The following is a 24,590-nucleotide window of genomic DNA, read 5'->3' on the forward strand; positions in this document are numbered from 1 at the left end:
GGGGGGGGCGCGGGGGGGCGCCCCCGCCCCGGCCCCCCCCCCGGTCCCGCACCAGCGCGAGGCCCTGCGCCCGGTGCGGGGTGCCGCCGCCTGTCCCGGAGTCCCCTTCCTGGCAGGCGGCGGGGTCTCAGGCGGCGCGCACCTGCGGGGTCAGCCCCCACTCGCGCGCCAGCAGTTCGTGCGACCGCAGCCGGTCGGCGTGATCGAAAGCCACACTGGTGACCACGATCTCGTCCGCGCCGGTGAGCTTGTGCAGCGCCTGCAGGCGGGCGGCCACGGTGGCCGGAGAGCCGACGAACTGGGTGGTGACCCGATCGTCGACCAGGCGGCGCTGCTGATCCGAGAGCGGCGGCGCGGTCTCGGGATCCAGGTATTCGGCGGCACCGGCACCACTGCGGATGCTGTAGACCCAGTGGCCGTAGCTGGAGGCCAATCGCTGTGCGGCGGCATCGGTTTCGGCCACCACCACATCGGCGGACACCACCAGGTACGGGCGTGGGAAGCGGGCCGACGGGCGGAATGCCGCGCGATACGCCTCCACGGTTTCCACGATGGTGCCCGGCGAGACGTGGTAGTTCGCGGCGAACGGCAGCCCCAATCGTCCTGCCAGCTGGGCGCTTTCGCCACCGCTGCTGCCGAACAGCCACGGCTGGATGTCCGCACCCTCACCGGGGATCGCGTGCAGATCGACACCGTCGGGGGTGACGTAGCTGCCGTCCAGTAGCGCGAGGATGTCCTCGACCTGATCGGTGTAGGGCAACGGTTGCGCGCCGGGCAGGTGCAGCGCACCCAAAGCCGCCTTCACCCTGGAGAAGTCGAGCAGCTGGCCGGGGAAGAACGGCGGCGGCAGCACCACGCCGTCACGCACCTCGGTGGGGCGATCCGGCGCGGGCACCGGGGGCACGCCCGCCGAGCGCACCTGTTCGCCACGGTGTCCGGATCGGCCGAGGCCCAGGTCCAGGCGGCCCGGATACAGGGCGTCGATGGTGCCGAATGCCTCCACCACCGAGATCGAGGTGTGGTGGCCGAGTTGCACGGCTGCCGATCCGACGCGAATGGATTCGGTTGCCGCGGCGATCAATCCGATCAGCGTGGTGGGCGCGGCGCTGGCGACCTTGACGAAATGGTGCTCGGCGACCCAGAACCGGTGGTAGCCGAGATGTTCGGCATGCCGGGCCAGCTCGACGGTATTACGAATCGCCTGCTGCGGAGTGGATCCGGCGCTGATGGGCGCCAGATCCAGGACCGAGAGTGGGATGGTCATGCTGCGTGCTCCTTCCGCGGATCCTGTTCGCCCGCTTCGACGGCCAGCGGCAGCCGGTTCTCAGCCGGGGCGAGCGGGCAGGTGGCGTAGTCGGTGAACGCGCAGGGCAGGTTGACCGCGCGATTGAAGTCGAGGGTCAGGGTGCCGTCGGCGTCCGGCTTGGTGAGATCGAGTCGCCGGGCACCGCCGTAAGTGGTGACGCCGCTGGTCGCGTCGGTGAACAGCACGTGCAAGCCGAGGGCCTGATTGCCGAAGACGACGAAGGCGTGCTGCTCGCCGCCGAGTTCGAAAGTCACTGTGCCGGTGGCATTGTGGTGGTGTTCGAGACCGGCCACCACCGCGCCGGTGGTCACGATCTGCGCCACCTCGAATGGCTGGAAGGTACCGGTGACGACCCAGGCCGGATCCGGCCGATACGACGGAATCTCGGTGAAGGCGGCCAGGGTCGGTGAGGCGGGGTCGTGCACGCGCAGGGCGAACAGCCCGCTGCGGCGGATCACCTCGATGACGCGGTCGCCGGTGCGCACCTCGAGGCCCGGCGCGCCCTCGCCCGGGGTGAGCACCACGGATCCGGCGAGTGCCGAACCGTCGAGGGACAGTTCCCCCGATTCGACGGTGACATGGACGTTCTCACCCTCGGCGCGCCAGCGGCCGGGCAGTCCCTCGACGATCTCGTCCTTCGCGTCGAGCCAGTGCAGCGCGGTCAGGCTCAGCCAGCCCAGCGGTTGCCGCGCCCAGGCGGCGCGTTCGGTGCGGAAGGTGGCCCACTGCTGATCGAATTCGGTGGTCGTAGCGGTCATGAGGCGCGTACTCCTTCGGTGCCGTGGTGTGGGTGACGCAACCCCAGGTGGTGACGCAGGGTCGGGCCGGTGTACTCGGTGCGGAAGCTGCCCAGGGACTGCAGTTCCGGGACGACCTGGTCGACGAATTCGTCGAGTCCGGCCGGGGTCAGGTAGGGGACCAGGACGAAACCGTCGGCGGCGTCGGACTGGACGTAGCGGTCGATCTCCGCGGCCACCTCACGCGGCGTGCCCACGAACTGCTGGCGGGCGGTGGTCGCGATGATCAACTCGCGGATGGAGAGATTTTCGGCGGCGGCCTTGGCCCGCCAGGCCGCGGCGATGGCGTGCGGATCCTTGGCGTGCCGGACCCGCCCGCGGGTGATGTTCACGTCGGCGGCCGGATCGACGTCCGGCAGCGGGCCGTCCGGGTCGTAGGCGGAAAGGTCACGGCCCCAAACCTGTTCGAGGAAGGCGAGGGCGGTCTGCGGCGTCACCTGCTGACGGCGCAGGTGGTGGGCACGCTCGTGCGCGTCGGCGGTTGTCTCGCCGAGCACGAATCCGGCGGCGGGCAGAATCTTCAGCTCGTCGCGGCCACGGCCGTACTTGGCCAGCCGGCCCTTCACATCCTGGTAGAACCGCTGCCCGTCCTCGAGTTCGCCGTGTGCGCTGAAGATGACATCGGCGGTGGCGGCGGCGAATTCGCGGCCCTCGTCGGAGTCCCCGGCCTGGATCTGCACCGGATAGCCCTGTGGACTGCCCGGCAGTACGAACTGCCCGTCGATCTCGAACTGTTCGCTGACGAAGTGGACGGCCGGAACCGGCGGCGCGAAAACGCCACGCTCCCGATCGATCACGAGCTCACCCGCGGGGCGGCTGTCCCACAGTGCCCGGGTGGCGTCCACGACTTCGCGAGCGCGGGTGTAGCGCTTGGCGTGTTCGAGGTAGCCGCCGCGCCGGAAGTTCTCGCCGGTGAACGCATCGGAGGAGGTGACCGCGTTCCAGGCGGCACGGCCACCCGAGAGATGGTCCAGGGTCGCGAATTGCTTTGCCAGTTCGAAGGGTTCGTTGAAGGTCGTGTTGATGGTTCCTGCGAGCCCGAGGTGCGTGGTGACCCCGGCCAGCGCGTTGAGCACCGTGAAGGTATCGGGGCGACCGACCACGTCCAGATCGTGGATGCGCTCGCGGTGTTCACGCAGGCGCAGGCCCTCGGCCAGGAAGAAGAAGTCGAACAGGCCACGTTCGGCGGTGCGGGCCAGGTGCACGAAGGAGTCGAAGTCGATCTGGCTGCCCGAGGATGGATCGGTCCACACGGTGTGGTGATTGACGCCCGGGAAGTGAGCGGCCAGGTGAATCTGTTTGCGCAGTCGCGGATCCGGCATGGTGACTCCTCAGGCGGTCGCGTAGCGGGAGGCGGGGCGCGCCAGGCCCAGTCGTCCACGCAGGGTCGGGGTGAGGGCGGGCAGGTGCGGCAGCGCGGCGGGTAGCGCCAGCGGTCGCAGCACCACACCGTCGGCGGCACAGTCGTTTTCGATTCGGCGCAGGATGTCGCGGAGTTCGGCGGTGGTGCCGATGTGGAACACCGTCGGCGGAGCCGGGGTGGCGATCCAGTCCTCCAGCTGGGCGACCTCGGCGGCCGCCGCGTCCACACTGTCGGCGAGATGAATGTCGAGGTCCAGCAGCACGCGCACCCGGTTCGGGTCGCGGCCCGCGGCGGCGACCGCGGTCCGCAGTTCGGTGCGGGTGGCGGCGGCGGACGCGAGATCCGGTGCGGCAATACGGATCAGGTCGGCGCGGTGCACGGCGAGCCGGATGCTGTGCGGGTCGCCGGCGCGCACGGTGACCAGCGGTTGCCCCTGAGGTGGGCGCGGGGTGATGGAGGGCCCCTTCACCGAGAAGTGCGCACCGGTGAAGTCGATGTAGTGCAGTTTCGCGCGGTCGATGAAGCGGCCGGTGGGTTCGTCGCGGATCTCGGCGTCGTCCTCCCAGCTGTCCCACAATCGGGTGACCACCTCGACGGCCTCATCGGCTTCCTGCCAGCGCGAGCGTTCGTCCTGCTCCGGCTTGCGCCCGAACAGCGCGGCCTCGCCCGCCGACACGGTGACCTCCCAGCCCGCCCGGCCCTTGGTCGCGAAGTCCAGGCTGGCAATGGCTTTGGAGAGGTGGAAGGGCTCGGTGTGGGTGACCGACGCCTGCGGGATCAGGCCGATGCGGCGGGTCGCCGCGGCGGCGCGGGCTGCCACGGCCACCGCGTCCAGGCGGCCCGGCACACCCGCCGTCGGCAGCGTGAAGGCGTCCGGCAGGAACGCGAGATCGATCCCGGCGTCCTCGGCGGCCCGCAGCACGTCCACCCAGTAGGGCGCGCCGAACACGTCCTCGGCGCGGGAGTCGGCCCGCCGCCAGGAGGCGGGGTGTACGCCGGTCCCGGACAGTTCCAGGCCCAGCAGCAACGGTGACGGGTGCGGCATCAGGCTGTCCTTTCGAGCGGGGTGGGGACCTCGGGCACGGCGACCCGGGGCACGGCCGCGAGCAGCTCGCGGGTGTAGTCATTGGCCGGATGGTCGAAAAGCTGTGCGGTGTCTGCCGTCTCGACGACGACGCCTTGGCGCATGACGGCGACGCGATCGGCCAGGCGGCGCACCACGGCCAGATCGTGGGAGATGAACAGGTAGGCGAGACCCAGTTCGGCTTGCAGGCGTTCGAGCAGCTCCAGAATCTGCGCCTGCACCGAGACGTCCAGCGCGGACACCGGTTCGTCCAACACCAGCAGCTCCGGGCGCAGAGCCAGCGCGCGGGCGATGGCGACGCGCTGCCGCTGCCCGCCGGACAGTTCGGCGGGACGCCGATCCAGGTAGGCGGCGGGCAGGGCGACTTGGTCCAGGAGCTCCGCGACCTGATCGCGACGCGAGCGCCGGTCGCCGATGCCGAACGCCTGCAAGGGTTCCGCGACGATCTTGCCGATACTGAGCTTGGGGTTCAGCGAGACGTAAGGGTTCTGGTAGACGACCTGGATGCGGCGGCGCAGCGCGCGCAACCCGGACCCGCGCAGAGCCGTGATGTCCTGGCCGTCGAAAGTGACCGTGCCCGCGTCGGATTCGGCGAGCCGGGCGATGATACGGGCGGTGGTCGACTTGCCCGAACCGGATTCGCCGACCACGGCCAGGGTTTCACCGCGATGGATCTCCAGGGAGACGTCGTCGACGGCGGCCAGCGTGAAATCCTTGGTGATGCGGAAGGATTTGCGCAGGCCGGTCGCCGTCAGCAGCGGCGTCGTCCGTTCCCGGGCCGGGCGCGGTGGCACGGCGTCGGCCGCCTCGAGGCTCGGCGCGGCGGCGATCAAACGCCTGGTGTACTCGTGCCGCGGATTGCCGAGCACCTCGGCGGCGGTGCCGGTTTCGACGATCAGGCCCTCGCGCATGACCGCGATCCGGTCTGCGCGTTCGGCGGCCACCGCCAGGTCATGGGTGATCAGTAGTACCGCCGCCCCCGTTTCCTCGGTGCGCCGGGCGAGATGGTCGAGGATGCGGCGCTGCACGGTGACGTCCAGTGCGCTGGTCGGCTCGTCCGCGATCACCAGTTCCGGCCCACACGCCAGCGCGATTCCGATCAGCACCCGCTGGCGCTGACCACCCGAGAGGTCCTGCGGATACTGCCGCGCCCGCAGCTCCGGCCGATCCAGCCCGGCCTCCTCCAGAATCCGCACCGCCTCCAGCCGAGCGGTCCGGCGATCCGCCCGGCCGTGGATGCGCAGCACCTCCCCGACCTGTTCGCCGATGCGCAGCACCGGATTCAACGAGGTGCCCGGATCCTGCGGCACCAGCCCGATGTGCGCGCCCCGAATCCGCCGCAGCGTCCGCTCCGGGGCCTGCTCGATACGCTCCCCGGCGAAGGTGATCTCACCCCCGGTGACCTGGCCACCGTTCAGCAGCCCGATCACCGCGTGCGCGAGAGTGGACTTCCCCGAACCGGACTCACCCACCAACGCGACGGTCTCCCCGCGCCGCACCTCGAGCGATACCCCGCGCACCGCGGCCGTCGTCCCGGTGCTGCCCCGGTATTCGACCTGTAGCCCCTCAATGCTCAACAGGTGATCGGTCATCGCGCACCGTCCTTCTGCAATGCGCGCGCAATGCGCTGGGTGGACAACACCAGGACGACGATGACCAGGCCCGGCAGCGTGGTCAGCCACCAAGCGGTGGCCAGGAACGCGCGCCCGTCCGAGACGAGCGAGCCCCACTCCGGAGTGGGTGGCACCGCCCCGTAACCGAGGAAGCTCAACGAGGCCACGAACAGGACCGCGACCCCGAAGTCGACCGCCGCCAGCGCTGCCACGGGGCCGTAGGCATTACGCAGTACATGCCGAAACAGCACCGTGTGCCACCGCACCCCGGAGGCGAAGGCCGCCTCCACGTACGGTGCGCGCCGCACCCGCAGTACCTCACCGCGCATTACTCGCGCGAACCTGGCGATGAGCGAAACACCCACCGCGATAGCGACATTGCGGGTGCCCAACCCCAGCACCGTGATCATGGCGAGCGCCACCAGCAGGTCCGGGATGGACAACATGACGTCGACGACCCGCATGAGCGCCGAATCCAGCCTGCCACCCGCGGCCCCCGACACCAGCCCGACGAGCGAGCCCACGACCAGACCCAGCAACACGGCGAAGACGGTGGCGCTCAACGAGAGCCCGGTACCGTGCACCACCCGCGTATACAGATCGCGGCCGAGATTGTCGGTACCGAACCAATGCTCGCCGCTGGGCGCGCGCAGTTTCTGCGCCGGAATGCCCCTCAGCGGATCACGACTCGCGAACGCCGACGGCAGGACGGCCCAGGCCAGCACCAACAACACGACGACACCGGAGGCGGCCAGTCCGAGATGGCCGCGCACCCACGTCAGTGCGGCACGGCCGGAAAAGGCTCGAGCCGAGCCGAATCCGCGCGGCCGGTCGGACTGCTCGGCGCGCTCATCGACCGTGTCACCGCGCTCACGCAAGGTCAGGGCGTCAGGCATCGGACGCCTCCCCGTCCTCCACCCAATAGGCGATGCCCGGGTCCAGGAGGGGATGGGTCAAGGTGATGACGCGTAGTTGGGAGCGCGGGCCGGACGGGACGCGCAGGCGCCGGCGCAGGTTGCGGATCAGGTGGCTGGTCGGGCGGTCAGGCATGAGCGCGCTCCTTCGGTGCGTTGCGCTGCACCACACGGGGATCCAGAAGTGGATAGGCGAGGTCGATGAGCAGGTTGACGGTGACGAAGGCCAGCGCGGCGAACACGACGATGCCCTGCACCACCGGGATGTCCTCGTGCAGCACCGATTCCTGGGTCAACCGGCCCAGTCCGGGGCGGGAGAACACGGTTTCGGTGACCACGGAGCCCGCCAACACCTGCCCGACCCAGAGACCCGCGACCGTCAACGCGGGCGCAGCGGCGGGCCGCAGGACATGGCGCAGCTGCACCCACCAGCGGGACGCGCCCTTGGCGAACGCGACCTCCACGAACGGCTGCCGCCACGTGTCGACCAGGCTCGCGTAGAGCACCTGCGCGATCACCGCGCCGACCGGCAGCGCGAGGGTGACGGCGGGCAGGATCGTGCCGCCGAATCCGGTGCCGCCGAACGCGGGTACCAGTCGCAGCCGGAATGAGAACAGTTGCAGCAACAGCAATCCCACCCAGAACGCGGGCAGCGACGCGCCGACGGGCGGCAGTGCGGTCAGCAGACCGCGCAACCACGGCCGCCGGGTATAGGCGGCGGCAAGCGCGAGCGCCGTCCCGCCCGTGATCGCCAGCAGCAGGCCGAGCCCGGCCAGCGCCAGGGTCGAAGGCAAGGCATCGGCCAGCGCGCCGGTGACGGTCTGACCGCTGAAGATCGAGTGTCCCAGATCGCCGCGCACCGCATGCGTGAGCGCCGTCCAGTACTGCGTCCACAGCGGTTGATCCAGGCCGTATCTGGCCCGCATCTCGGCCACCGCGGCGGCGTCGACCGGGGTCCCGGTGGCGGCGTTGGCGGCCATGTCCACGGGATCGCCCGGGAGCAGGTACAACACGATGAACGACAGCGTGAATGCCGCCCACAGCACGCCCACCGCCTGCAGTACCCGTCCGATCACGTAGCGGCCCATGGGATTACCGCCTCAGCCAGGTGTCGTGGAACTGGAGGCGGGCCGAGGCTTCGAACTTGACTCCGGCGGTGTTCTTGCCGACGCCGATGGCTTGGGAGAGTTCGATGGTGGGGATCCACAGGCCCTGGTCGAGGACTGCGGACTGGGCGTCGGCGATGATCTTGGCGCGGGCGGCCGGGTCGGTGACCGAGAGTTGCTGCGACAGCAGGGTGTCCAGGGGTTCGGCGGGGCCGCGGGCGTTCAGGTTGCGCTGGTCGACGGCGAAGGTGGTGCGCAGGATGTCGCCGTCGGCGCGGGTGGAGTTGTAGTAGTCGAAGTCGAAGTCCTTGTTGTTCTGGCGCACATTGGATTCCGCCACCGACAGCGGTTCCAGGCGCAGATCGAAGCCGACGGCCCGCAGCTGCTGCTGGGTGAGTTCGAGAATGGCCTGGTTGCCGGCGAACACCGGGGCGAAGATGACGCTCGCGGTCAGTCGCTGACCGTCCTTGACGCGGATGCCGTCCGCGCCGGGCACCCACCCGGCCTGGTCGAGCTGCTTCTTCGCCGCGTCCGGGTCGTACTTCACCCGAGCCGAAAGGTCCACGTAGCCGGGCGTTTTGGCGGCCAGCACGCTGGTCGCGAGCTGGAACTGCGGGCCCAGCACGGTGTCCACCAGTTCCTTGCGGTTGATGGCGGGCACCAGGGCCGACCGCACCGCCGGATCGCGCAGCGGGCCCCGGGTCACATTGACCTGCAAGCCGAACGGCACGCCCGGGTTGGCGGTGAACTGCACCCGGCCGCCGCCGGACTCGATCTGCGAGACATCCTGGGGCAGTGCGTCACTGATGGCGTCGAGCTGCCCGGAGGCGAGACTGCCGGTGCGCACCCCGGACTCCGGGACCACGGTGAACACGATCTTGTCGAGGTATGCCTCGCCCTGCGTGGCGAACACCGCGGAGCCCCAGGCATATCCGGTGCGCTTGGCCAGCGTCGCGGAGGTGTTCTGCTTCCACTCGGTGTAGGTGAACGGGCCGCTGCCGACATTCGTGCCCAGGCAGCGGTCGTCGGCCGACTTCGCGACGGTGGCATCGGACTGGATGCCGAGCTGCGGGGTCGAGGTCGCCTGCAGGAACTGCGCATTCGGGCCGGTGAAGTCGACTCGCACGGTGTGCGGATCCACCACCGTGCTGCCGCTGTATCCGGCCAGGTAGCTCGCGCCGAGCGGAGCCTTCGCGCCACCGAGCGCCACGATCGAGTCGAAATTCTTGCGCACCGAATCCGCGGTGAGCGGGGTGCCGTCGCTGAAGGTGATGCCGTCCTTCAGGTGGAAGGTGAAGGACTTGGCGTCCGGCGAGACCGTCCAGCTGTCGGCCAGCCACGGCTTCAGGTCACCGGTGGCCGGATCCTGATCGACCAGGGAGTCCACGATCTGCCGGGTCACGTAAATGGTCTGATTGGTGGCCGACTGCGCCGGATCCGAGCAGGTCGGGGCGAGCGACAGGCCATAGCGCAGGGTGCCGCCGGTCTGCGGCGGGCCCGACGGCTCGCCGGTGCCGCCATTGTCACCACCGCTGCCGCAGGCGGCGAGGGTGAATGCGGCGGCGACCGCACCGGTAAGTGCCACAGCACGTCTCATCGGGGATCTCCGGAGGGGTAGCGGTCGGCGCCGAGCGGACGGCTCGGAATGCGGCGACGCAGTTCGGGGGCGACCTCGGCCTGGAACAGTTCGAGGCTGTCGTAGTGCTGGGCCTCGGTGCGGCCGTCGGCGTCGGCACTCAGGTGGATGACCTCGTGGCCGAACCGCTCGTGGTAGCGGCTCACCTTGTCCAGCACCTGCTGCGGGCTGCCGATCAGCGCCGAGGAGCGCGCGGCGAAATCCTCGACCGTCTCGAAGACGATGGGCACGTCGAACTTTCGCGCCACCGCCTGCCGCGCCTCGAAGATCGGCCGATAGAGGTCCAGCGCCTCCTGCGAGGTGCGGGTCACCAGGAAGCCCGCGGTGCCTGCCCCGACCAGCGCCTGCGCCGGGTCATGGCCGTAGGCGGCCCAGCGCTCCCGGTAGTGGTCGATCAGCTCCGCGTATGGCTCGATCGAGTAGGTGACGTTCGCGGAGAACAGCGGATCACCGTGCTGCGCAGCATAATCCGCGGACTCACGGCTGGTGGCGCTGCCGTGCCAGACCCGCAACCGCGGCTGCAACGGCCGGGGCAGCGCCTTGGCCTCGGTCAACGCCGGACGGAAACGACCCGACCAGGTGACGCTCTCGCTCTCCCAGAGCTTGCGGAACAGCTCGTAGCCCTCGCGATTGCGGTCCCACTGGTCATCGGTGGTGACGTGGAACAGCTTGGCCTGCGCCGCACCGTTGCCCTTGCCGATGATCAGTTCCAGGCGACCGTCCGACAGATTGTCGAGGGTGGAGTAGTCCTCGAAGGCGCGCACCGGATCCAGCAGGCTCAGCGTGGTGACACCGGTGAACAGGGCCAGCCGCGAGGTGACGGCCGCGAGATGGCTCAGCACCACCGGCGGGGCGGCGGAGATGAACGGATCCTCGTGCCGCTCCCCCACCGCGAAGCCGTCGTAGCCGAGATCCTCGGCCAGCCGGGCGTTGTCGACCACCCGGCGCAGGCGCTGCCGGGGCGTCTCGGTATCGCCCGTCACCGGGTCGGGGGTGTGCGTGATCAGCGTCAGGAGCAGGAATTTCATGCCGGAATCGCCTCCGAGTCGCGCGCCACGCTCATCCCTTCTTCTTGGGTAGTCCGGGGGGATTGATCTGCGACTGCTTCACCGCTTCGCCGCCGAGGCCCCAGCGGTCGAGCACCTTCTGATACGTGCCGTGATCGATGGCGTACTGGATGGCCTGCCGCACCGGGCCGATCAGCCCGTTGTCCTTACGCGTCAGCGCCGCGATCTCGGCCTGCAGCGCATCGCCCGCGCCCGACCAGGTGGTCAGGATCTTGGTACCGGTCGTCGCGGAGTGGTACTGCGCCGACGGGTTGGGGCCCACATAGCCGTCGATCCGGCCCGACGAGAGCGCCAGGTAGTAATCCGAAGGCTGCTGGTAGTAGGCGAGATCCAGCTTCGGCAGTCCCTCGGCCACGTTCTGGTCGTTCCAGCCGACCAGCAATTGCTCCTGATTGGTGCCGGACGTCACGCCGATCTTCTTGCCCGCCAGCGACTTCCGGTCCTGGTAGGTCCAGGTCGAGTCCTTGGGCACCTCGAGGGCGATATTGTCCAGGCGGTAGGTGGCGAAGTCGTACTTCTCCTTGCGCTCCTCGGTGACCGTGGCATTGCTGACGAACAGGTCCGCCTCACCGGAATCGATCTTCACGAAGTTCTGCGCCCAGTCGCCGTTGCGGCGCTCCGCCTTCAAGCCGAGGATGTCGGCGATCAGAATGGAGATGTCCACCTCGGAACCGACGATGGTGCGGTCGTCGGTGGCGTAGAAGCCGAGCGGCGGCGTCGCACCGATGGTGCCGGTCACCACCAGCGTCCCGCGATCGCGAATCGCCTGCGGCACCTGCGCGGCAATCGAATCCACCTTCTCCGCGTGCACCCGTCCGGCCTGTTCCGGTGACAGGTCGTAGGTCAGGCCGTTCACGCTGCGGGTGTCGGAGGTACCGCCGTCGCCCTTGCCACAGGCACCCACCAGCAGGCTCAGCAGGGTGACGGCGATCAAGGCGCTGGTCCGTCTGCGACGGCTCGCCAGGGACATGGGCGGATTCCTTACCTAGTGGGGACGTCAGAGGACGTGGGCGAGAAAGGCTTTGGTGCGCGGATGCGCGGGGTTGTCCAAGACCTGGGCGGGCGGACCCTGCTCGACGATGCGGCCGGCGTCCATCAACACCACGGTGTCGGCGACCTCACGCGCGAACCCGATCTCGTGGGTGACGATCACCAGCGTCGAACCGCCGCGCGCCAGATCCTTGATCACATCCAGCACCTCGCCGACCAGCTCCGGGTCCAGCGCGGAGGTCGGCTCGTCGAACAGCAGCACCTCCGGCCGCAGAGCCAGCGCCCGCGCGATGGCGACCCGCTGCTGCTGGCCGCCGGACAGGTGGCGCGGATACTCATCGGCCTTGTCCGCCAACCCGACTCGCGCCAGCAGTACCAGCGCCTCGGCATTCACCTCCGCCTTCGAGCGGCGTTGGGTGGCGACCGGCGCGAGCGCCACATTCTCCCGAACCGTCAGGTGCGGAAAGAGATTGAAGCTCTGGAAGACGAATCCGATGCGGGCCCGCTGGCGCAGCACCGCGCGCTCGGGCAGCTCGTAGAGCTTGTCGCCCTTGCGGCGATAGCCGACCAGTTCCCCGCTCACCCGGACCGTGCCGCCGTCCACCTGCTCGAGGTGGTTGATGGTCCGCAGCAGCGTCGACTTCCCCGACCCCGACGGGCCCAGAATGACCGCGACCTCGCCGGGCCGCACCGTCAGATCGATGCCGGACAGCACCTCGTGGTGGCCGAAAGACTTTCGGATGCCCCGCAATTCGATCGCGAACTCGCTCATCGGCGATCACCCTTCACGAAGTGCCGCTCGATATAGAACTGGATGACGCTCAGCACGGTGGTGAGCAGGATGTACCAGACCGTCGCCACCATGAGCAGCGGCACCACCCGGCCATTACGCCCGTAGATCACCTGCACCTGGTAGAACAGCTCGGCGATGGCCATCACCGACACGATCGAGGTGCCCTTGAACAGGCTGATCACCTCATTGGCGGCGTTCGGCAGGATCCCGCGCATGGCCTGCGGGGCCACGATGGTGAAGAACTGCCGGCGCCACGGCAGGCCCAGCGACCGGGCGGCCTCCCACTGCCCCTGATCCACCGAAATGATCCCGGCCCGAATGATTTCCGCCGAGTAGGCGGCCTGATGCAGCGCCAAACCGATGACGGCCGCGGTGAATCCGCTGATCACGCCATTGGTCTGGAACCGGACCAGCTCGGGCCCGAACGGAATGCCCAGCGACAGCGTCTTGTACAGGTACGCCAGGTTGAACCAGAACAGCAACTGCACGATCAGCGGGATCGAACGGAAGGCCCAGATGTAGGTCCACGAGATCGCCCGCAGCACCGGGCTGTTCGACAACCGGCCGATGGCCAGCCAGATGCCGAGGAAGAAGCCCAGCAGCGTGCCCCAGAAGGTCAGCTCCAGGGTCACCTTCAGCGCCGACAGCACCGACGCCGCGGTGAAGTACTGCGCGAAAGTGCCCCAATCCCAGCCCGCATTGGTGATCAGGCCGTGCGCGAACTGCGCGACCAGCACCAGCGCGACCGCCGCCGTGGCCCAGCGCCACGGGTGGCGGGTGCGGACCACGGGCAGTTCGCCGTCGGGGTGCTCGACCGCCGCCACCGACTGCGTGGATACCGCTACGGTGCTCATGAATGCGACGATACGAATTCGGCGGTTTGCTGTCGCCGGTCCCGCTCAGGCTGAATTCAATTGTGTGGCAGATAATTTCCCGAATTCACGCGGGAATAAGGAAATTCAGACCGCGGCTTCGTCGATCTCCGGCGCACCGTCGTAGAGGGCGCGGAAACCGCTGCGGTGGAACACCAGCGGCTCGGACTCCGGGCGCACGCTCACCCGATGTACCCGCAGCAGCACCACCGCGTGATCACCCGCCGGAACCTGTTCGTGCACCGAGGTTTCCAGCCAGGCGGTGGCCCCGCCCACGAACGCCGCATTGCCATTGCCGGTGTGTAGCTCCACATTCCGGAACCGATCCCCGCGCCGCGAACTCAAGCTCCGCGCCGCAGGCTGCTGCGCACTGCTGAGCAGGCTCAGCCCCAGCCGACTGGCATGCTCCAGTCGCGGCCAGGTCTCCGAGGAGTACTGAATGCACACCGACACCAGCGGCGGATCCAGCGAGACCGGCACGAAGGTGCTGGCCACCAGCCCGTACGGGGTCCCGCCGATCCGCGCGCAAACCGCCACCACACCACTGGGGAAGTGCGCGAAGGCGCGTCGCAGGTCGGTGCCGTCCACCGGTGAAAGCGCGGCAGCCGCGCCGTGAATCGAAGTCAGCTCGCCCATCACAGCATTCCAGCACCGGCGCGGGTGCGGCGACAGATTTGAGCTCACCCCGATTACAAACGAACCCCCGTCCGGGTGCATCCGGACGGGGGTTCGAGGGTCTCGAAACGCAGCGTGATCAGTTCGCCGGCGGGGCGATGTGCGGCTGGTTGATCGTCACGAAGTAGTTGTAGGCCGCGGCGATGGCGATCGGCGCGGTCACGAACAGCTGACCGGCGATGGTGCCCAGGAAGCCGACGGTCGCGGCGCCGAACAGGCAGCCGCCCAGCGGGCCGAGGCCGAACAGCGTGGCCAGCGCGCCGGTGGCGACCAGACCCACACCGATGCCCAGGACACAGCCGACGGCCGCGCCACCCAGGCCGCCGACCAGGGTGCCGATGGTGGCGCCGGTGGCGATGGTGTCCTTCATGCGGTTCCAGGCCGCCTGCTCACGGTCGTAGTCCGACTTCCACGGCGCCTGGTCCTCGTAGGGCAGGTTGACGTCCTTGGCGACCGGCGCGTAGGTCGCGTGGTCCATGTCGTACTGCGGGGTCAGGGTCGCGGTGTGATCGGCGATGTCCGCGGCGATCGGGAACGTGAAGTCGTCGACCCGGAACGACAACGGCAGGCTCGCCACCACATTGCCGTTGGCGGCCTTGATCTGGAAGGTGTTGTTGTCGACCACCATCGAACCCGCGTCCGTGCGGATGACGGCATTGGTGTCGGAGGTGGTGGCGGCGTAATCGATGACGCCATTGTCAGCCGGAGCGGCGTTGACGGTGCCGGCGGTGACGCCCATGGCAGTCGCCACCAGTGCCGCGGTCACGGCGAAATTCTTGAAGCGCATCTCTTCTGTTCCCTCATCGAGCAGGTCCGTAGGTGTGGACCGGATGATCGAAACTGGCCGACGCTAACGAATTGTGTCCACGGGGTGCTGCTTCGATGAACTCTCGAGAATTAGGAAACCCGCCCGGCCGAAAGGCCGAGCGGGCTGTCCCGATGAGGTAATGCTGATTCTATAGAGCCCCTTGCTCTTTCAGTTCGCCGTGCAGATCGTCTTACTTGGGCGCGACGACGTGCGGCTGGTTGATGGTGGTGAAGTACTGGATCGCGGCGGCGATGGAGACCGGCGCGGTGATCAGCAGCTGACCGGCGATGGTGCCGATGAAGCCGACGGTGGCCGCACCGACGAGGCAGCCGATGATCGGGCCCGCGCCGAACAGCGCGGCGAGCGGGGCCGAGGCCAGGCCCGCGACACCGAAGCCGAGGACACAACCGACGGCCGCGGCACCCAGGCCACCGACCAGGGTCGCGATGGTCGCGGCCATGGAGATGGTGTCCTTCATGCGGTTCCAGGCCGCCTGCTCACGGTCGTAGTCCGACTTCCACGGAGCCTGGTCCTCGTAGGGGAGGGAGACGTCCTTGGCGGCCGGCGCGTAGGTCGCGTGGTCCATGTCGTACTGCGGGGTGAGGGTCGCGGTGTGATCCGAGATGTCCGCGGCGATCGGGAACTCGAAGTCGTCCACGCGGAACTTCAGGGGCATGCCGGCGACGGTGTTGCCGTTGGCAGCCTTGATCTCGAAGTTGCCGTTCTCCACGACCATCGAACCGGCATCCGTGTGGATGATGGTGTTGGTCTCGGAGTTGGTGGCGGTGTAGTTGATCGGCGCGTTGTCAGCGGCCGGAGCGGCATTCACGGTGCCGGCGGTGACGCCGAGAGCGGCGACGACGAGCGCGGAAACCGCGGTGAATTTCTTGAGGCGCATGTGTTTTGGAGATCTCTCTTCAGATGAGCATCGATGCGTCCCAGGGGAACATTGTCAGGTGTGTCCCCTGGGACGCTGTGATGGAAACCCGCCTTGACTAACATCAAGTGGCAGGCCGGTTCACCTCGAGTGAACTTTTGCTCATCGGTTGCCGAAATGCCTACTTCGCGGCCGTGAAAGGCTGGTTGATAGTCGTGAAGTACTGCACCGCAGCGGCGATCGCGACCGGCGCAGTTACGAATACCTGACCTGCGATGGTGCCCAGGAAGCCGACCGTCGAGGCGCCGATCAAGCAGCCCGCCACCGGACCCACACCGAACAGGGTTGCCAGCGGAGCAGTCGCCGTCGCGAAGACGACGCCACCCAGCACGCAACCGAGCGCCGCGCCACCCAGGCCACCGGCCAGCGTGCCGATGGTCGCGCCCAGGCTGATGGTGTCGCGCAAGCGGTTCCAGGCGGCCTGCTCACGGTCGTACTGGGACTTCCACGGAGCCTGGTCCTCGTACGGGAGCGCGACCGGCTGATAGACCGCGTGCGCCTCGTCGAATTGCGGCGTCAGCGTCGCGGTGCGGTCGGAGACCTGCGCCGCGATCGGGAACGCGAAATCATCGACCCGGAACGACAATGCCGTTCCCGCGACCGTGGTGCCATCGGCCGCCTTGATCTTCAGCGCACCGTCCTCGACCACCAGCGAACCCGCGTCGGTGCGAATCACCGCACCGGTATCGGTGGCCTGATTGGTGAAATTGATGACGCCGGGACCGCTGTCGGCCCCGGCCGGGGCGGCATAAGCGGTACCGGCCGTCACGCCGGTAGCCGCGATCAACAATGCCGCGACCCCGGCGAATTTCCTCATCTGCATTTTGCTTACTGCTTCCACTGCCCGAAATGAACTGTCGGCGGCAAGCATTAAGCAACCTCACAGGATTCTGGAGGTTAAAAACCAGCTTGATTCGATCGGGCCGGGCGGGGGCCGGTTACTTCTCCTTGGCGGCGGCCTTCGCCTGCTTCTTGAATTCCCTTACCTGCGTGAGCGATTCGGCGTCGGTGACGTCGGCGACCGAGCGGCGCGAACCGTCCTCGCCGTAGGCGCCCGCGGCCTCGCGCCAGCCCTTCGCGGTCAGGCCGCGCTGTTTCCCCAAGAGCGCCAGGAAGATTCGGGCTTTCTGGTCACCGAAGCCGGGCAGTTTCTTGATCCGCTTCAGCACTTCCTTGCCGTCCGGATCACCGTCGGTCCACAGCGCCGAGGTCTTACCGTCGTAGTTCTCCTCGATGTAGCGGGCCAGTTCCTGTACCCGCCGCCCCATGGAACGGCCGTAACGGTGGATGGCCGGCGGCGTCGAGGCCAGCTCCTCGAATTCCTCGGGATCGGCGGCGGCGATCTTGTGGATATCGAAGCCGCCCATTCGATCGGCGAGTTTCCACGGGCCGCGGAATGCGTGCTCCATGGGAAACTGCTGATCCAGCATCATTCCGACCAACAGGGCGAAATCATCGGTCGAAAGCAGCTCGTCGGCATCGGATTCCTGCGCAATACACAGCGTGCGGCTCACCATGCCTCGATCATCCCATTGTTCATGCGTTGCGGTGACGCGGGTCACGGCTAGGCTTCAACTCATGCCCGACACCATGGCTAATTCTTCAGTACGAGCCGCGTCGCAACCTGACGCAGGGTCCGGACTGCGACCGGACCGTTTCGACCGTGATGGACAAGATCAACTCGTCGACGTGCACGACCTACAGGCAGCCCTGCCGGGCATCCGGCGGCTGCGGAACTGGGCCCATGAGGCCCTGGCCACCCGGCCCGGTGAGAGCGCCGTCGATATCGGATCCGGCACCGGTTCCGAAGTGCTGACCCTGGCCGACCGGGTCGGCCCCACCGGCACCGCGCTCGGCGTCGAACCCGACCCGGACCTGTTGTTCGCCGCCGAACGCCGCGCGACCCAGGCCGGATCCAGCGCCACCTTCATCAGCGGCGACGCCTACGGCCTGCCGGTCGGCAGCGAGAGCTTCGATGTGGCGTTGTGCGAGCGCGTCTTCCAGCACCTCACCTCCCCGGCCCGCGCGGCCGGCGAGATCGCCCGCGTACTGCGACCCGGCGGGCGCGTGGTGGTCATGGACAGCGACTGGGGCACGGCCATCGTGCATCCCGGCGACCGGCACGTCGTGCACGAGGTCATCGAGACCATGATCGCCGGAACCACCAACCCGTTCGCGGGCCGCCGCCTGAGCGGCCAGCTCACCGCGGCCGGGCTGGTCGTCGACGACATCGCCTCGCACGCACTCATCCAGGACGGCGGTGTCGGTGCGGGCGCACTGGTGGCGCGCGTCGCCGATCGCGCGGTCGCACGCGGCGCCATCAGCCAGCGCCAGCGCGACGAGTTGCTGGCCGATCTGGAGGCCGGTGCGGCCAGCGGTGACATTCACCTGTCGGTAACCATCTTCGCGGTACTGGCGCACAAGCCCAGCTGACCCGGAAACGTAAGAGGCGCGCACCGTTTCGGGGTGCGCGCCTCTTATTTCGTTGTGCCGCTTACAGGCTCATCAGCTTCTCGCTGGCGGCCAGCAGCACGCAGGTGGCCAGACCGTCCATCGCCTTCTCCAGTTCCGCCTCGGACGGGAAGCTGGGGGCGATGCGAATGTTCTTGTCCTCCGGCTCTTTTCCGTACGGGTAGGAGGCCCCCGCGGGGGTCAGCGCGATACCCGCGTCCTTGGCCAGCGCGACCACCTTGCTCGCGGTGCCCTCCAGCACGTCCAGGCTGATGAAGTAGCCGCCCTTGGGCTCGGTCCAGGACGCCACCTTCGACGCGCCCAGGCGATCCTCCAGAATCCGCAGTACCAGTTTGAATTTCGGCTCCAGGATCTCGCGGTGGCGCTGCATGTGCGCCCGCACGCCCTCGGCATCCTTGAAGAACCGCAGGTGCCGCAGCTGGTTCACCTTGTCCGGGCCGATCGTCTTCTTGCCCAGGTGCTTCAGGTACCACTCCACATTCGCGGTGGAGGAGCCGAAGAAGCTCACGCCCGCGCCCGCGAAGGTGATCTTCGAGGTGGAGGCCAGCACGAACACCCGGTTCGGGTGCCCCGCCGCCTCGGCCATGCCCAGCACGTCCAGCACCGGCTCGGCGGTATCGGTGAGCGGGTGCACCGCGTAGGCGTTGTCCCAGATCAGGCGGAAGTCCGGCGCGGCCGTCGGCATCGAAACCAGCTCGCGGGTCACGGCTTCGGAAAAGGTGATGCCGGTCGGGTTGGAGTAGTTGGGCACCGCCCACATGCCCTTGATGCTGGGATCCGAGGCCACCAACTCCGCGATCAGATGCGTGTCGGGGCCGTCACCCTTCATCGGGATCGGGATCATCTCGAAGCCGAGCGCCTCGGTGATGGCGAAGTGACGGTCGTAACCCGGTACCGGGCACAGGAACTTGAGCACCGGCTCGTCGATCCAGCGGCGCACCGAATCCGCGTTGCCGTGCAGCATGGAGAAGACCAGCAGGTCGTTCATGATCTCCAGGCTGGCATTGTTGCCGGCCAGCAGGTTCGACACCGGAATGTTCAGCAGCTCGCCGAAGATGGCGCGCAGCTCCGGCAGGCCGTGCAGGCCACCGTAATTGCGCACATCGGTGCCGTTCGCGTCCCGGTAGTCGGCGGCGCCCGGCAGCTCGAGGAGTTCCTGCGAGAGGTCCAGCTGCTCGGGCGAGGGCTTACCCCTCGTAATATCCAGCGTCAGCTTTTCGGTCTTGAGCTTCGCGTAGTTCGCGGTCTGCGTCTCGTGTTCCGTCACGAGTTCCGCATGGCTCATCAAACCGAATTGCGTCTGCCGAGGCATCTGACAGCCTTTCCAAGGGCGTGGGATCTTGTCGGGGTTCGCGCCCCCCGTTACTCGAACACGGAGGCGCGAACCCAACCGCCCACGTTACTAGGACGCCCCCGGGAATCCGCAGGGATATACGGACTCTGCGCACTGCGACCGGAGACTCCGTGCACTTGCACCCACAAGTGTGCTGCGCCACAAAAAGAAAGGGGACCCAGCGCACCCGGCAGAGCCCGTTGACCCTTGCTGCCTTCCGGCCCTGGGGGAGTTCACAGGATGCGCGCCGCGCTGGATCCGTCGGCCAGTGTAGCGGCTCACCGCGCCCCCCGCCGCCCGGGGTCGATACGATGCCAGCGACAAGCGGGGTGCCCCGCTCAATTCCGGAGGGGAAAGAATCCAATGACGAGTTCCGATCCAGGACAGGGTGGGGCGCACGACCCGGCGAAGGCGCAGGAAACCGCGCAGTGGTGGGCCACCACGCCCACCGGAACCGAGCCCGGCCAGCCGGTCCAGGGCGCGGACCCGACCATGCTGAACTACGGAACATCGGGCATGCCCGGCGCCTACACCCCGCCCGCCCAGCCGATGCCGCCCGCCCAGTCCGGCGGCGGTTATCCCCAGCAGGCGATGCCCGGTTACCCCCAGCCGCCGGTGTCCGACGCCTACGCGCAGCAGCCGATGTCCGGCGGATTCCCGCAGCAGGCCGCGCCGGTCGGTTACGCGCAGCCGATGTCGGGTGGATTCCCGCAGCAGCCGCAGCAGTTCACCCCGCCGCCCCCGGTTCCGCCGGTCGGACCCGGTTACGGCTATCCGGCGCAGCCGCCCCGTTCGGGCGGCAACAAGACTCCGCTGATCATCGCCGCGGTCATCGGTCTCGTGGTGGTGGTCGGCGCGGTCATCGGCATCGTCGCGTTCTCGGGCAGTGACAGCGGCCCGGGCGGCACCAAGAAGGACGCCGGCAAGTACACGATGAACGGTGTCACCAACGGCTGCACCGTGATCGACACCTCGGTGCTGAGCAAGTTCGCCGCCAATTCCAAGGGCACCCCCGAGCACTCCGAGACCAAGCCCACGGATTACTCGGGTGGCCGCTTCGATTGCCGCGCGGGCAACGAGGAGACCACCAAGCCCGACAAGTACGGCTCCACCAACACCAACACCGCCGACCTGACCCTCAATGTGTCCTTCCTGAGCGGTTCGTCGAGCGCGTACAACCGCGCCGAATACGACATGTGGAAGTCCTCCGACACCGGCACCACCGGCAGCGGCCGTACCTCGGGTGACCTCGCCGGCATCGGCGAAGCCGGCTACTGGACGTCCAAGTCCGACGACTACACCTACTTCACCACCACCGACTACACCTGCGCGGTCAAGGACGACAACGCCTCGGTCAAGATCAACATCCGGCTGACCATGTACAAGGGCAAGGACGTCAGCAAGGACGACCTGGCCCAGGTCTGCAAGGACCAGACCCGCAAAGCACTCACGAATGTGAAGAAGAAGTAGCCGCCGACCACGGCATTTGCTTAGTGCGGGGGTACACCCGGTATATTGCTCGACGGAGGATTCGCCTAGTGGCCTATGGCGCTCGCCTGGAACGCGGGTTGGGTTAACGCCCTCAGGGGTTCAAATCCCCTATCCTCCGCTGGGACGGCCCCGGTTGGAAACTCATCGAGTTTCCGGCCGGGGCCGTGTTCGTTCCCGAGACCGGTCGCAGCGCGTGGACGGTCTCGTCCACCGCCGACTCCAGCAATGCGGCATATCCGTCGAGATCCGTCAGCACCGCGGGATCGGCGTGCACCGAGATGGTGACGGTGTCGCCCAGGCCGTGCACACCATGGGTCAGGTGCATGACCGCGCCGAGCGCCGGGAACCCGGCGGTGAAACGCACCGCGCCACCCCCGAATTCGAGATCCGCCGGGCCGCGGTCGACGCTGGATACCACGGTGTGACCCGAAACCCGTTCGGGGAGTATGTCGATAGGGGCGTGCGCCACGTCCCGGTACAGCAGCGGGGCCGGAAGGACGGCCGTCACGGCGTCCTGGGCCTGCTGCAGCGGGTGGGCGGCGCGTTCGCGGCGGGTGGACAGGTCGGCCGCGATCCGGTCGGCGCACTGCGGGAGCGGTTCGGCCACGGCCAGATCCACCGAGAGGTCGCGGTAGCCGTTGCGGGCAGCTCCGGCGACGGCCATCGGCACCTGGGCACGGAGTTCGGGCAGCGGCTCGCCGCGGCTGCGCAGGTAGCGCTCGAGTGCCAGCGATACGGCGGTGAGCGCCACCACCGTCACAGAACGGCCCGGTACCCGCAGTCGGTCCCGGTCGCACACCAGCATTCGCACGCCGTGCGTCCGTGGCATGGTGCCGCCACCGTTCAGGACGTTCGGTTCGACATCGGAGGCCGGCGGCGGGAGCTGACCGGCGGCCGTGAGCTCGGCCAGCCGGTGCTGGGCGCGGGCGGCACCGAGACCGCGAACCACGGTGCGTGCCATACCGATTGGGATTTCCGGTATGGCCAAGGTAGCCGAGAGAGCGCCCATTATCTTTTCCCGAACCGTATTCGGTACTAGTCCGCGGCCGACCCGCGACGATGAGCCGGTGCCGCGCACTGCCGGAAATTCGCTGTGGCCGAACAATGCCCGGGAGATGACGGCAGCACGCCGGCCGTCTGCCAGGGCATGGGATAGCTGGAGCACCGCTACCAGCGCGGACTCACCGGTAGCGAATCCTGGGGCTTCCCGGACATTTCGGAACACGTGCAGCCGCCAGGCGCGTTCGTTCGCACGCAAACCCGTGCCCAGCAGCGCGCCCACGGCGGCCGTGACATTCGCCCACGTCGCCGCCTCGTGCGGATGATCGACGAACTGGTCATTCGTGAATTCGCAAGGCGCCCAAATCGGATACGCAATGTTTGCAGGAGTGTCCAGCACGTGTATCAGCAAATCCGGAATATGCGCGACCCGGTTCGCCACCGCCGTCCGCAGCTGCTCGGCGTCGCATCCGGTGTCGGCGAAGCAGTAGAGCAGGAACAGATCGTTGCGGGTGCGCGCGGACAGCCAGTACATGGTCGCGTCGCGAGCAGCCAGGGAATTCACCCGATGACCCTAGCGAAACTCCGTACGGTACAACCGCGCTGGGTGCTACCGTTTGTAGTAGAAGCCTTAATCACTGTCCCGGGGGCGGGGTGACCGCAATGGCAACCACGGCACATCGATCCAAGTCTGCCGTTCGACTGGCGACGCAAGCCAATGAGGCGGATGAGCGGTACCGGGGTGCCGCATTCCTGAAACGCTCGATCAACAAGGTCTTTCCGACCCACTGGTCGTTCCTGCTCGGCGAAATAGCGCTCTACAGCTTCATCATTCTGCTGCTCTCCGGCGTCTATTTGACCTTGTATTTCGACCCGTCCATGCAGGACGTGACCTATAACGGGTCTTACCAGCCGCTGCGCGGGGTCACCATGTCCCGCGCCTACGAGACCGCGCTGAATATCTCCTTCGACGTCCGCGGCGGATTGTTCGTGCGGCAGGTACATCATTGGGCCGCACTGCTTTTCACCGCGTCCATGATCATCCATATGTGCCGGGTCTTCTTCACCGGCGCGTTCCGCAAACCGCGCGAGGCCAACTGGGTGATCGGCGCGCTGCTGTTCATCATGGCCATGTTCGAGGGCTTCTTCGGGTACTCGCTGCCCGACGACCTGCTCTCGGGCACCGGCCTGCGCGCCGCCTTCGCCGGGATCACCCTGGGCAGCCCCGTCATCGGCACCTGGCTGCACTGGCTCATGTTCGGCGGCGACTTCCCCGGCACCATCATCATTCCGCGCCTCTATATCGCGCATGTGCTGCTGCTGCCCGGAATCATGCTGGCGCTCATCGGGGTTCACGTCGCGCTGGTCTGGTATCAGAAGCACACCCAGTACCCGGGGCCGGGCCGCACCGAGAAGAATGTGGTCGGCACCCGCATCGTGCCGGTGTTCTCGCTGGACCAGGGCGCGTACTTCGCCTTCACGCTCGGCGTGCTGGCGCTCATGGGCGGGCTGCTGCAGATCAATCCGATCTGGAACCTGGGGCCCTACAACCCCTCTCAGGTCTCCGCCGGCACCCAGCCCGACTTCTACATGATGTGGACCGACGGGTTCCTGCGCCTGTTCCCGGCCTGGGAGATGTACCCGTTCGGGCATACGGTGCCCGGGGCCTTCTCGGTGGCGCTGTTCATGCCGCTGATCTTCACGCTGATCATCGCCTACCCGTGGATCGAGAAGCGGCTGACCGGCGATCGGGCCCGGCACAATCTGCTGCAGCGGCCGCGTGATGTGCCGGTACGCACCGCGATCGGGGCGATGTCGCTGAGCTTCTACGTGATTCTCACGCTGGCCTGCGTCAACGACATCATCGCCTTCAAGTTCGACATCTCGCTCAATGCCACCACCTGGGCCTTCCGCATCGGGCTGCTGACCATCCCGCCGCTGGCCTACACCGTCGCCTACCGGCTGTGCCTGGGCCTGCAGCGCAGTGACCGCGCCATTCTCGAGCACGGCATCGAAACCGGTGTGGTGCGGCGACTTCCACACGGTGAGTACATCGAGATCCATCAGCCGCTCGGGCCGGTGGACGAGCACGGCCATCCGATCCCCCTCGAATACCAGGGCGCGAAGGTGCCCCGGAAGATGAACGAACTGGGCATCGCCGGGCGGCCGGGCACCGGCGCGTTCTTCCGCGCGGACCCGGCGCAGGAACAGGAAGCGAACGTCGCCAACGACCGCGAGGCCGAACACGCCCAGCTGGCGGTGCTGCGGCAGGTGCAGGAGAACACCGCGGGCAACGGGCACTCCAGCAACGGGCACCGGCCGGACTAGCGACCG

23 protein-coding genes, 1 tRNA gene and 1 other RNA gene are annotated in these 24,590 nt (G+C 67.9%); 4 read left to right on the forward strand and 21 right to left on the reverse strand.

What is annotated here, in order from left to right; all coding sequences use genetic code 11:
• Positions 1-127: 127 nt before the first annotated feature.
• The 18 genes from ACFXHA_RS44765 to ACFXHA_RS44850 form a co-directional block, all read right to left on the reverse strand.
• Entirely contained in the window at positions 128-1,264 is a 1,137-nt protein-coding gene (locus tag ACFXHA_RS44765; protein WP_379367448.1) for an LLM class flavin-dependent oxidoreductase, read from the reverse strand.
• On the reverse strand, positions 1,261-2,064 hold the full coding sequence (locus tag ACFXHA_RS44770; protein ID WP_379367450.1) for a DUF1684 domain-containing protein: 804 nt from the start codon (positions 2,062-2,064) through the stop codon (positions 1,261-1,263). The genes ACFXHA_RS44765 and ACFXHA_RS44770 overlap by 4 nt, the downstream gene beginning before the upstream one ends.
• The gene (locus ACFXHA_RS44775; RefSeq protein ID WP_379367452.1) at positions 2,061-3,425 is read right to left on the reverse strand and encodes an NtaA/DmoA family FMN-dependent monooxygenase; all 1,365 of its coding nucleotides are present in this window, start codon (positions 3,423-3,425) and stop codon (positions 2,061-2,063) included. The genes ACFXHA_RS44770 and ACFXHA_RS44775 overlap by 4 nt, the downstream gene beginning before the upstream one ends.
• 9 nt (positions 3,426-3,434) lie before the next feature.
• Entirely contained in the window at positions 3,435-4,511 is a 1,077-nt protein-coding gene (locus ACFXHA_RS44780; protein WP_379367454.1) for an LLM class flavin-dependent oxidoreductase, read from the reverse strand.
• The gene (locus ACFXHA_RS44785) at positions 4,511-6,142 is read right to left on the reverse strand and encodes an ABC transporter ATP-binding protein (protein WP_379367455.1); all 1,632 of its coding nucleotides are present in this window, start codon (positions 6,140-6,142) and stop codon (positions 4,511-4,513) included. Before ACFXHA_RS44785 ends, ACFXHA_RS44780 begins: the two co-directional genes overlap by 1 nt.
• Positions 6,139-7,059 carry an ABC transporter permease gene (locus ACFXHA_RS44790; protein WP_379367456.1) on the reverse strand — a complete coding sequence of 307 codons (921 nt, stop codon included), beginning with the start codon at positions 7,057-7,059 and terminating at the stop codon, positions 6,139-6,141. Before ACFXHA_RS44790 ends, ACFXHA_RS44785 begins: the two co-directional genes overlap by 4 nt.
• Positions 7,052-7,213, reverse strand: a complete 162-nt coding sequence (locus ACFXHA_RS44795; RefSeq protein ID WP_379367458.1) for a hypothetical protein — start codon at positions 7,211-7,213, stop codon at positions 7,052-7,054. Before ACFXHA_RS44795 ends, ACFXHA_RS44790 begins: the two co-directional genes overlap by 8 nt.
• Positions 7,206-8,165 carry an ABC transporter permease gene (locus ACFXHA_RS44800; protein ID WP_379367460.1) on the reverse strand — a complete coding sequence of 320 codons (960 nt, stop codon included), beginning with the start codon at positions 8,163-8,165 and terminating at the stop codon, positions 7,206-7,208. The genes ACFXHA_RS44795 and ACFXHA_RS44800 overlap by 8 nt, the downstream gene beginning before the upstream one ends.
• Positions 8,166-8,169: 4 nt before the next feature.
• Positions 8,170-9,780: an ABC transporter substrate-binding protein gene (locus ACFXHA_RS44805; RefSeq protein ID WP_379367462.1), complete on the reverse strand. Its 1,611-nt coding sequence runs from the start codon at positions 9,778-9,780 to the stop codon at positions 8,170-8,172.
• Positions 9,777-10,847 carry an LLM class flavin-dependent oxidoreductase gene (locus tag ACFXHA_RS44810; RefSeq protein ID WP_379367464.1) on the reverse strand — a complete coding sequence of 357 codons (1,071 nt, stop codon included), beginning with the start codon at positions 10,845-10,847 and terminating at the stop codon, positions 9,777-9,779. The genes ACFXHA_RS44805 and ACFXHA_RS44810 overlap by 4 nt, the downstream gene beginning before the upstream one ends.
• A gap of 31 nt (positions 10,848-10,878) precedes the next feature.
• Positions 10,879-11,856, reverse strand: coding sequence for a transporter substrate-binding domain-containing protein (locus ACFXHA_RS44815; protein ID WP_379367466.1), 978 nt, complete (start codon positions 11,854-11,856; stop codon positions 10,879-10,881).
• Positions 11,857-11,883: 27 nt separating this feature from the next.
• Positions 11,884-12,648 carry an amino acid ABC transporter ATP-binding protein gene (locus ACFXHA_RS44820; RefSeq protein WP_379367468.1) on the reverse strand — a complete coding sequence of 255 codons (765 nt, stop codon included), beginning with the start codon at positions 12,646-12,648 and terminating at the stop codon, positions 11,884-11,886.
• Entirely contained in the window at positions 12,645-13,523 is an 879-nt protein-coding gene (locus tag ACFXHA_RS44825) for an amino acid ABC transporter permease (protein ID WP_379367470.1), read from the reverse strand. Before ACFXHA_RS44825 ends, ACFXHA_RS44820 begins: the two co-directional genes overlap by 4 nt.
• Before the next feature lie 105 nt (positions 13,524-13,628).
• Positions 13,629-14,177, reverse strand: coding sequence for a flavin reductase family protein (locus ACFXHA_RS44830; RefSeq protein ID WP_379367472.1), 549 nt, complete (start codon positions 14,175-14,177; stop codon positions 13,629-13,631).
• Positions 14,178-14,295: 118 nt separating this feature from the next.
• Positions 14,296-15,003, reverse strand: coding sequence for a hypothetical protein (locus tag ACFXHA_RS44835; RefSeq protein WP_379367474.1), 708 nt, complete (start codon positions 15,001-15,003; stop codon positions 14,296-14,298).
• 211 nt (positions 15,004-15,214) lie between these two features.
• Complete coding sequence (locus ACFXHA_RS44840; protein WP_379367475.1) at positions 15,215-15,922, reverse strand: hypothetical protein; 708 nt, start codon at positions 15,920-15,922, stop codon at positions 15,215-15,217.
• A 160-nt stretch (positions 15,923-16,082) separates the two neighbouring features.
• Positions 16,083-16,784: a hypothetical protein gene (locus ACFXHA_RS44845; protein ID WP_379367477.1), complete on the reverse strand. Its 702-nt coding sequence runs from the start codon at positions 16,782-16,784 to the stop codon at positions 16,083-16,085.
• 115 nt (positions 16,785-16,899) lie between these two features.
• The gene (locus ACFXHA_RS44850) at positions 16,900-17,478 is read right to left on the reverse strand and encodes an HhH-GPD-type base excision DNA repair protein (RefSeq protein ID WP_379367479.1); all 579 of its coding nucleotides are present in this window, start codon (positions 17,476-17,478) and stop codon (positions 16,900-16,902) included.
• Positions 17,479-17,551: 73 nt separating this feature from the next.
• On the opposite strand from ACFXHA_RS44850, the gene ACFXHA_RS44855 reads away from it, so the two are divergent.
• Entirely contained in the window at positions 17,552-18,394 is an 843-nt protein-coding gene (locus tag ACFXHA_RS44855) for a methyltransferase domain-containing protein (RefSeq protein WP_379367651.1), read from the forward strand.
• 61 nt (positions 18,395-18,455) lie between these two features.
• Here the strand turns inward: ACFXHA_RS44855 and ACFXHA_RS44860 are convergent, their stop codons facing one another.
• Positions 18,456-19,745: an aminotransferase class I/II-fold pyridoxal phosphate-dependent enzyme gene (locus ACFXHA_RS44860; RefSeq protein WP_379367481.1), complete on the reverse strand. Its 1,290-nt coding sequence runs from the start codon at positions 19,743-19,745 to the stop codon at positions 18,456-18,458.
• A 189-nt stretch (positions 19,746-19,934) separates the two neighbouring features.
• Positions 19,935-20,029: signal recognition particle sRNA small type (gene ffs / locus ACFXHA_RS44865), an RNA gene on the reverse strand.
• 100 nt (positions 20,030-20,129) lie between these two features.
• Between ffs and ACFXHA_RS44870 the strand changes: the two genes are divergently transcribed.
• Both ACFXHA_RS44870 and ACFXHA_RS44875 read left to right on the forward strand, forming a co-directional pair.
• Complete coding sequence (locus ACFXHA_RS44870; protein ID WP_379367483.1) at positions 20,130-21,236, forward strand: DUF2613 family protein; 1,107 nt, start codon at positions 20,130-20,132, stop codon at positions 21,234-21,236.
• A gap of 54 nt (positions 21,237-21,290) precedes the next feature.
• Positions 21,291-21,375: transfer RNA gene (locus tag ACFXHA_RS44875), tRNA-Ser, on the forward strand.
• Here ACFXHA_RS44875 and ACFXHA_RS44880 read toward each other — a convergent pair.
• Positions 21,349-22,821, reverse strand: a complete 1,473-nt coding sequence (locus ACFXHA_RS44880; protein ID WP_379367484.1) for a hypothetical protein — start codon at positions 22,819-22,821, stop codon at positions 21,349-21,351. The two genes, ACFXHA_RS44875 and ACFXHA_RS44880, sit on opposite strands and share 27 nt — an antisense overlap.
• Before the next feature lie 98 nt (positions 22,822-22,919).
• Here ACFXHA_RS44880 and ACFXHA_RS44885 point away from each other — a divergent pair, with 98 nt between their 5' ends.
• Positions 22,920-24,584: a cytochrome bc complex cytochrome b subunit gene (locus ACFXHA_RS44885; RefSeq protein ID WP_379367486.1), complete on the forward strand. Its 1,665-nt coding sequence runs from the start codon at positions 22,920-22,922 to the stop codon at positions 24,582-24,584.
• Positions 24,585-24,590: the final 6 nt, after the last annotated feature.

The sequence above is a fragment of the Nocardia sp. NPDC059240 genome (genome assembly GCF_042753865.1).
Classification (GTDB): Bacteria; Actinomycetota; Actinomycetes; order Mycobacteriales; family Mycobacteriaceae; genus Nocardia.